Here is a 5,607-nt window from a genome sequence, read left to right on the forward strand (position 1 = left end):
CACGCGCTCGCTCAGCGCCGCGTTCTCCCGTTGCATAAGCCCTGACATTTTCCGCCATTCCCCGAAGGCGCTCTCCCACTCGTCCAGCCTTTTCGAGTAGTCCTGCTGTAGCTGCTCTAATGCGCTCAGCAACTGTTTTTCCAGCTCGGTCATCGGCACTTACTCCTTCACCAGTCTCAGCGCGTTCTGCTTCGACAGCCCGTTCCCGACCGTCCAGCTCTGCGTCCTGTCTACGGCCGTCCCCTTCGGCAGCACCAGAAAACGTCCGTTGCTGTCTTCCAGGTACGTCACGCCCCAGGTCTTCGCGTTCAGCTTCGACAGCGCTGCGTTCTGCCGGTCGATTTCGGCCAGATTTGACGCTATCAGGCTCCCCTGATACCACAACACCCCGCTCAGGCTGGCGAACAGCAGTCCTGACACCATCGTGATGGTCAGCCATGTCCGCCCGACCATACGCATCACGCTCAGGCGGTTCGACTGCATGGCCGCGCTCATACCCTGCTCGTGGGCGCGGATGGCGGCGCTGATTCTCTTCCCGCTTTCGCTCAGTTCCGCTCTGACAGACTTCTCGTGCTCGCTGAATGCGGCTTTCAGCATTTCGCCGGTACTCTGCTGCTGCGCTTTCGATTTCTGCTCTAAGTCCTTCGCCAGCGTTAAAAGACTGTTCATAGATGGCTCCCTTAAGTCGGATGTTTCGCCCTCCGTCCGGGTCGGCAATGCTGATGCTGCTCTTTGTGGTGCGCACGACCTCAAAACCTGCGCTTTCCAGCGCCTCAGTGACGTCCTGACGCGTTTTAAGCTCCCCTGACGAGGCGAGGGCCAGTAAGCCCCGCGTAATAGCCTCTGCGGCTTCCTGCTTCGTTTTGGGTAACGAAGATGGCGTCACCAGCGCGCGCCGGTTCTCCGGTGCGTTCGGGTCGTGCAGCCCCAGTCGCCCGTTCACCACGGTCTGCCACGCATCGATGCGCGGACGGTCTGCCCGGTCGTAGTACGGCTGGAGACGCCTGCCGGTCAGCAGTTCCGTGTTCGGTACCAGAAAATTCAGTTCCAGCCGCCCCTTGTCCCGGTGTTCAACCCACAGCACGCTGTACTGGTCTTTATCGAGTCCGGGCATCAGAACCCGCTCGAAGCTCGCCATCAGCTTTTCACGCTGGCCGGGCGGTAAATCCTGTTCAGCAAAAGACAGGACGCCGGAGGTGTACTTTTTGGCGTAGGGCGAGGCGTCGATAAGCTCCCGGACCTCCTCCGGCTTTCCCTGCAGGACGATGGCCCCGTCGCGCTGGCGGTCTTTCCCCAGCAGATAATCCACCGGCCCGGCACCGCCGCCTCGCCCTCGCGGATGAAACTTAACGATCATCGTCTGCCCCCTTTTCCAGCACGGCATGCCGCAGCCGCTCGAGTCCGGCATCGATGGCCATCAGCGCGGCCACCACCTGAACCCGGTCAGCGCCTGACCACTGGCCGCCGTTAATTTTCCGGGCGATCTGGTTGAGGTTGTTCCCCATCCCGGCAAGCTGGCGCAGCAAAACCGGATCGATGGACGGCAGCCGCAACGACCGCGCCGGGCGCGTATCGAGACAGGTTTCCCGCATCCACACTGCCAGTTGCCTTCCATTGCAGCGCTCCAGCAGCTGCTGGTACTCCCCATCGGTCACCCGGATACCTAAAAAACGGGTACGCTTAACCGCCATCCTCTCCTCCGATATCCGCAAAATGTGACCGGGCTGAACGCTCAAGCTCTGCCATCTGCTCCCGGCGGTAATCTTCCTCCTGTGCCTGACGCATCAGATTTGCCATCACTGCCGGATGCCAGGATCTTTTTTTTACGACGAGCGGCTTCTTCTTCGGCTTCTGCATTATCCCTCCTTCGCAAACGCCGGACGGCACGGAAATGTTTTCCGGGTCGCTCCGGCGTTGGACAAGCGCCAGCGCGTCAGTGGTGTTAGCGGGTTTCGGGGCGCAGCCCTGAACCAGTCACAGCGTTTACGCTGTGTATACTGGCTTACTATGCTGACATGAGAGCGCGATTCATGAAAGTGCCTCATGTGGCAGGTGTGATATGTGGCTCAGGAGCGTCCGCAATACCATGCACGGACAGATGAAATGACGCCTCCTCGCTCACTCGGTCGCTGCGCTCCTGCCGTTCGGCTGCGGCGGGCGTGACCGGCTCACGGATAACGGGATAAAGCAAAGGCGCTCAAATCAGAAAGTGCCGGAGAAAAGGATGCGGCGTGGCCGTTTTTCCATAGGCTCCGCCTCCCCTGACGAGCATCACAGAAATGGACGCTCAAGTCAGAGGAGGACGAAACCCGACAGGACTTAAAGATGCCGGTGATTTCTCTCCGGCGGCTCCCTCGTGCGCTCTCCTGTTCCGACCCTGCCGCTTACCGGATACCTGTTCCGCCTTTTTCCCTTTCGGGAAGCGTGGCGCTTTCTCATAGCTCACGCTGCTGGTATCTCGGCTCGGTTTAGGTCGTTCGCTCCAAGCTGGGCTGTATGCACGAACCCCCCGTTCAGCCCGACTGCTGCGCCCTTTCCGGTAACTATCATCTTGAGTCCAACCCGGACGGACACGCAAAAACGCCACTGGCAGCAGCCATTGGTAACTGGATATATACGAGAGAGATATTGAGAGGTCTTGAAGTGGGTGCCTAACTGCGGCTACACTGAAAGAACAGTTTTGGTATCTGCGGTCTCGTATACCCAGTTACCCGGTTAAGCAGTTCCCCAACTGACTTAACCTTCGATCAAACCGCCTCCCCAGGCGGTTTTTTCGTTTACAGTGCAAGAGATTACGCGCAGAAAAAAAGGATCTCAAGAAGATCCTTTAAATGATCGTCAGTTCTGTTATCCCCGGAGCTCCATCCATCCCACGGAAAAACACCCGCCACTGATGCCCTCAGCGCACTGCACATCATGTACAAACCACTCCCTCCCTCCTTTTTCATTGCGTTTCTTAATGCGCAATGGTAGCTTTGTGCGCAACAAAAAACGCAATAGCGAGGGGGGAGGGGTAATGAGAGAAAGAACAAATATCATGCTAGATATAGGATTAAAGCAATCCTTACAACGGCTTTCGAATAAAACCAAAATGAGTCTAAGTGATCTTATTAACCAGAGATTATCAGGTTCACTTTCAGTTGAAGAACGCATTGGCGAAAAGCCTGAATGGATGAGAAACCTTGATCCCTATCTCGCCAATCACTTTTCAAATATTGAGTTACCGCTCCCTTCACCATTAAAAGAATACCAAGAAAAAATGGATGAGATAGATTCAATTATTAATGAAATGATGGTTCTAAAGGAATATTTCAGAGCTAAGTTTTACGACGAAATAAAATAGACACGCTATACGGAGGCGGAGAATTATGTTTTTTAAACGGCATTTAACGGAGAAGGAAATATACAAGGCAGCACTCCCAATTGTTAGGCTTCAAGGGAGAGTTAACACTTCATTACGTTTTTTATCCAAATACTCAGATGTAAACAAAAATGGATTAATTGCATTACATCTTAATTTATTACATTTTATCTCATACAACATACACGGTGTAGAGTCTCTGAAAATCACTCAAGCAGGCATAAACAAAGCTGTACAACAAAGCCCTCACGCAGATGAAATAAAAAATATTGCGCAGGCAATAGGACGCAAAGGACCTGAGTACATCGAAGGATTAATTAGAAACCCATGGGGGAAGAAAAATGATAATCCACTAATATTTATAATGAGCATTGAAGAAAGTATAAAAGAAACCCTTAACTCAGGTTATATGTTATATAGAGTAGCTCCCATAACTGAGGGTGAAGCAGCTGCTTTCATGGATGTTCTTAAACAATTATTATTATTTGAGGATAATTTTCGCCTTTTTGGTAGGGACTTGGTTTATAAAATAGAAAAATTAAAAATCAGATAACAAAGTATGGTGAACGAAAAATGAAAGAGAGGATAGTGAAATGTGTAATACCAAGATTCTCAACTATGTATTGGTTAATTGCGTTCCTAGCATTTATATTCCCCGGTCGATCTTTTGCTGACGGTTACACCGCTTACTACCGATGTAATGGTACTCAGGAAGCATCTCTTACTGTTAAAGATAACAAACTAAGTATGGTTGTAGGTCTTTCTAAGTTTAATAGGCAACTGGATACTTATAGATTCAAAGAAAAGGGAATCGAAGTAGTAATGCAGAGAGCTGCTTCTGATGATAACTCTGAGGCCATAATGTCTTTTATTATGCCTGACGTTAACAATATGACCTTATTAGTTAAAAATAACGGCTACATTATCGTTAAGACAACCTGCTGGTTAACTAAAACCGACAAACAGTAGAACACGTAGTTAGTCGAGTATTTACCATAATACCTGTTGTCGGCATCAAAAAAGCCCGCATAGCGGGCTTCAGTCGTAAACTTCGCGGCGATGTCCAATCGTGGCGGCAAGGATAACAAGCTCGTCATCTCGGATCTCACACAGAACGCGATAATCTCCCACCCGATAGCGCCAGAACTCGCCCAGCTCACCTTTGAGCGGCTTCCCTGACTGGCGAGGATCGGCAGCAACTGCAATGCGTAAACTCATAAAATCCACAATCCGTCGTGCGTTCTGTTTGTCCATCTTGCGTAACGATTTGAGCGCCCGATCGGAATAGTTAATCGTCCAGACCAAGTGACTTCCTCACGTCTTCAGACGAATGCACTGCTTCATCACCACGGCGAACGCGTGCAGCAGTTTCTGCTGAAAGATAATAATCCTCCAGGTCTTCCAGATGCGCCAGTATTGCTTCCCGCGCATAAAACGTCTTTGTTCTGCCGGTTTGCTTCGCCAGCGAGTCCAGACGGGACTCAATCTCATCAGATAACCGGATAGCAAGCATATAAACCTCCCGAACACCATTTGCTATACATGTATAGCAACAGTACCACAATCAACCTAAAAGAACAAAAAATAATCTTGTTAGCCCCTCTTGATAATCCGTAACGCGGTCAATATATCTAGCTTGAGGGCTTTCCTCTTAACTATTGAAAGGATAACGATTATGGGTCTTAAGCCGGGTCCGAAACGAATTGCCGATTCAACAGGGGAACCTGATAAACGCCAGCGTGACAATAAAAAAACGCCGGGAAATACTGACAAATTGAAACCCAGCAAATCTTCAAAAAAATAAGTCAGTAGTTAAAAGCCCTCCGGGGCTTTTTTTGTATCTGCCGTTCACGCTGATTAAACATAACACCCGTTGCCCGCACCGCCCCGGACGGGTTCGCCGCGAACGGGGTGGCAGTCAGGTAAAACCGGCAACAAACCACCCGATAAACCGCCCCGTTCGCGACAGATAAATTTTACCTGGCTGCATAGCCATGCAGCCAGGTGAATGACATCCGGTTTCAGCGTAAATGCCCGATGAGAACCCTGTTTTCCTGCATTTCAGCCCAGCGACGGACCGTCATAGCTTCGCTGCCGGGAACGCGCTTCCGTCAGTTCCTTTTCGTGCTGCCGTTGCTCGTGCGCCCGTTCTGCGGCCACGGCCATCTCATGACGCTGCACTACCGGCTCAAACGCTGCAGTTGCCCGCTCAAGCGTTCCACCTGCTGACTCAAGCGCGTCACGCG

Annotated in this window: 12 protein-coding genes and 1 pseudogene; 5 read left to right on the forward strand and 8 right to left on the reverse strand. The window is 51.3% G+C overall.

Annotation, left to right across the window (positions count from 1 at the left end):
- The 5 genes and pseudogenes from KHQ28_RS02955 to KHQ28_RS02975 form a co-directional block, all read right to left on the reverse strand.
- Positions 1 to 153 (reverse strand): MbeD family mobilization/exclusion protein (locus KHQ28_RS02955; protein WP_147015517.1); only part of this gene is annotated, 153 nt, incomplete at its 3' end.
- A 6-nt stretch (positions 154 to 159) separates the two neighbouring features.
- Positions 160 to 669, reverse strand: coding sequence for an MbeB family mobilization protein (locus KHQ28_RS02960; RefSeq protein WP_024131073.1), 510 nt, complete (start codon positions 667 to 669; stop codon positions 160 to 162).
- A gap of 34 nt (positions 670 to 703) precedes the next feature.
- A pseudogene (locus KHQ28_RS29565) lies at positions 704 to 1,408 on the reverse strand (relaxase/mobilization nuclease domain-containing protein); the annotation flags it as partial.
- Positions 1,347 to 1,691: a MobC family plasmid mobilization relaxosome protein gene (locus KHQ28_RS02970; RefSeq protein ID WP_004197764.1), complete on the reverse strand. Its 345-nt coding sequence runs from the start codon at positions 1,689 to 1,691 to the stop codon at positions 1,347 to 1,349. The gene KHQ28_RS02970 and the pseudogene KHQ28_RS29565, both read right to left, overlap by 62 nt.
- Positions 1,681 to 1,857, reverse strand: coding sequence for a hypothetical protein (locus tag KHQ28_RS02975; RefSeq protein WP_004197757.1), 177 nt, complete (start codon positions 1,855 to 1,857; stop codon positions 1,681 to 1,683). The genes KHQ28_RS02970 and KHQ28_RS02975 overlap by 11 nt, the downstream gene beginning before the upstream one ends.
- Before the next feature lie 639 nt (positions 1,858 to 2,496).
- Here KHQ28_RS02975 and KHQ28_RS29570 point away from each other — a divergent pair.
- From KHQ28_RS29570 to KHQ28_RS02990, 4 genes are all read left to right on the forward strand, one after another.
- Positions 2,497 to 2,655, forward strand: coding sequence for a replication initiation protein (locus KHQ28_RS29570; protein ID WP_071596352.1), 159 nt, complete (start codon positions 2,497 to 2,499; stop codon positions 2,653 to 2,655).
- A 322-nt stretch (positions 2,656 to 2,977) separates the two neighbouring features.
- A complete protein-coding gene (locus tag KHQ28_RS02980) occupies positions 2,978 to 3,343 on the forward strand; it encodes a hypothetical protein (protein WP_226331160.1) in 366 nt (121 codons plus the stop codon).
- A gap of 25 nt (positions 3,344 to 3,368) precedes the next feature.
- Complete coding sequence (locus KHQ28_RS02985; RefSeq protein WP_004197758.1) at positions 3,369 to 3,914, forward strand: hypothetical protein; 546 nt, start codon at positions 3,369 to 3,371, stop codon at positions 3,912 to 3,914.
- 65 nt (positions 3,915 to 3,979) lie between these two features.
- Entirely contained in the window at positions 3,980 to 4,330 is a 351-nt protein-coding gene (locus KHQ28_RS02990) for a hypothetical protein (protein WP_004197756.1), read from the forward strand.
- Positions 4,331 to 4,399: 69 nt separating this feature from the next.
- Here KHQ28_RS02990 and KHQ28_RS02995 read toward each other — a convergent pair whose 3' ends face one another.
- Positions 4,400 to 4,666, reverse strand: coding sequence for a type II toxin-antitoxin system RelE/ParE family toxin (locus tag KHQ28_RS02995; RefSeq protein WP_004197762.1), 267 nt, complete (start codon positions 4,664 to 4,666; stop codon positions 4,400 to 4,402).
- The gene (locus KHQ28_RS03000; protein ID WP_000879771.1) at positions 4,650 to 4,874 is read right to left on the reverse strand and encodes a DUF6290 family protein; all 225 of its coding nucleotides are present in this window, start codon (positions 4,872 to 4,874) and stop codon (positions 4,650 to 4,652) included. The genes KHQ28_RS02995 and KHQ28_RS03000 overlap by 17 nt, the downstream gene beginning before the upstream one ends.
- 162 nt (positions 4,875 to 5,036) lie before the next feature.
- On the opposite strand from KHQ28_RS03000, the gene KHQ28_RS29455 reads away from it, so the two are divergent.
- Positions 5,037 to 5,165 carry a hypothetical protein gene (locus KHQ28_RS29455; RefSeq protein WP_000523570.1) on the forward strand — a complete coding sequence of 43 codons (129 nt, stop codon included), beginning with the start codon at positions 5,037 to 5,039 and terminating at the stop codon, positions 5,163 to 5,165.
- Between the two features lie 376 nt (positions 5,166 to 5,541).
- On the opposite strand, the gene KHQ28_RS29675 is transcribed toward KHQ28_RS29455, so the two are convergent.
- Entirely contained in the window at positions 5,542 to 5,604 is a 63-nt protein-coding gene (locus KHQ28_RS29675; RefSeq protein ID WP_227537203.1) for an MbeD/MobD family mobilization/exclusion protein, read from the reverse strand.
- Positions 5,605 to 5,607: the final 3 nt, after the last annotated feature.

Origin of the sequence: Klebsiella sp. 28 (assembly GCF_018223905.1) — a bacterium.
GTDB classification, from domain to species: Bacteria; Pseudomonadota; Gammaproteobacteria; order Enterobacterales; family Enterobacteriaceae; genus Klebsiella; species Klebsiella pneumoniae.

Excerpts from the sequence above, each read along its gene's own strand:
- KHQ28_RS02960 (WP_024131073.1), bottom strand. The coding sequence starts at position 669 with ATGAACAGTCTTTTAACGCTGGCGAAGGACTTAGAGCAGAAATCGAAA.
- KHQ28_RS02970 (WP_004197764.1), bottom strand. The coding sequence starts at position 1,691 with ATGGCGGTTAAGCGTACCCGTTTTTTAGGTATCCGGGTGACCGATGGG.
- KHQ28_RS02975 (WP_004197757.1), bottom strand. The coding sequence starts at position 1,857 with ATGCAGAAGCCGAAGAAGAAGCCGCTCGTCGTAAAAAAAAGATCCTGG.
- KHQ28_RS29570 (WP_071596352.1), top strand. The coding sequence starts at position 2,497 with ATGCACGAACCCCCCGTTCAGCCCGACTGCTGCGCCCTTTCCGGTAAC.
- KHQ28_RS02985 (WP_004197758.1), top strand. The coding sequence starts at position 3,369 with ATGTTTTTTAAACGGCATTTAACGGAGAAGGAAATATACAAGGCAGCA.
- KHQ28_RS02990 (WP_004197756.1), top strand. The coding sequence starts at position 3,980 with ATGTATTGGTTAATTGCGTTCCTAGCATTTATATTCCCCGGTCGATCT.
- KHQ28_RS03000 (WP_000879771.1), bottom strand. The coding sequence starts at position 4,874 with ATGCTTGCTATCCGGTTATCTGATGAGATTGAGTCCCGTCTGGACTCG.
- KHQ28_RS29455 (WP_000523570.1), top strand. The coding sequence starts at position 5,037 with ATGGGTCTTAAGCCGGGTCCGAAACGAATTGCCGATTCAACAGGGGAA.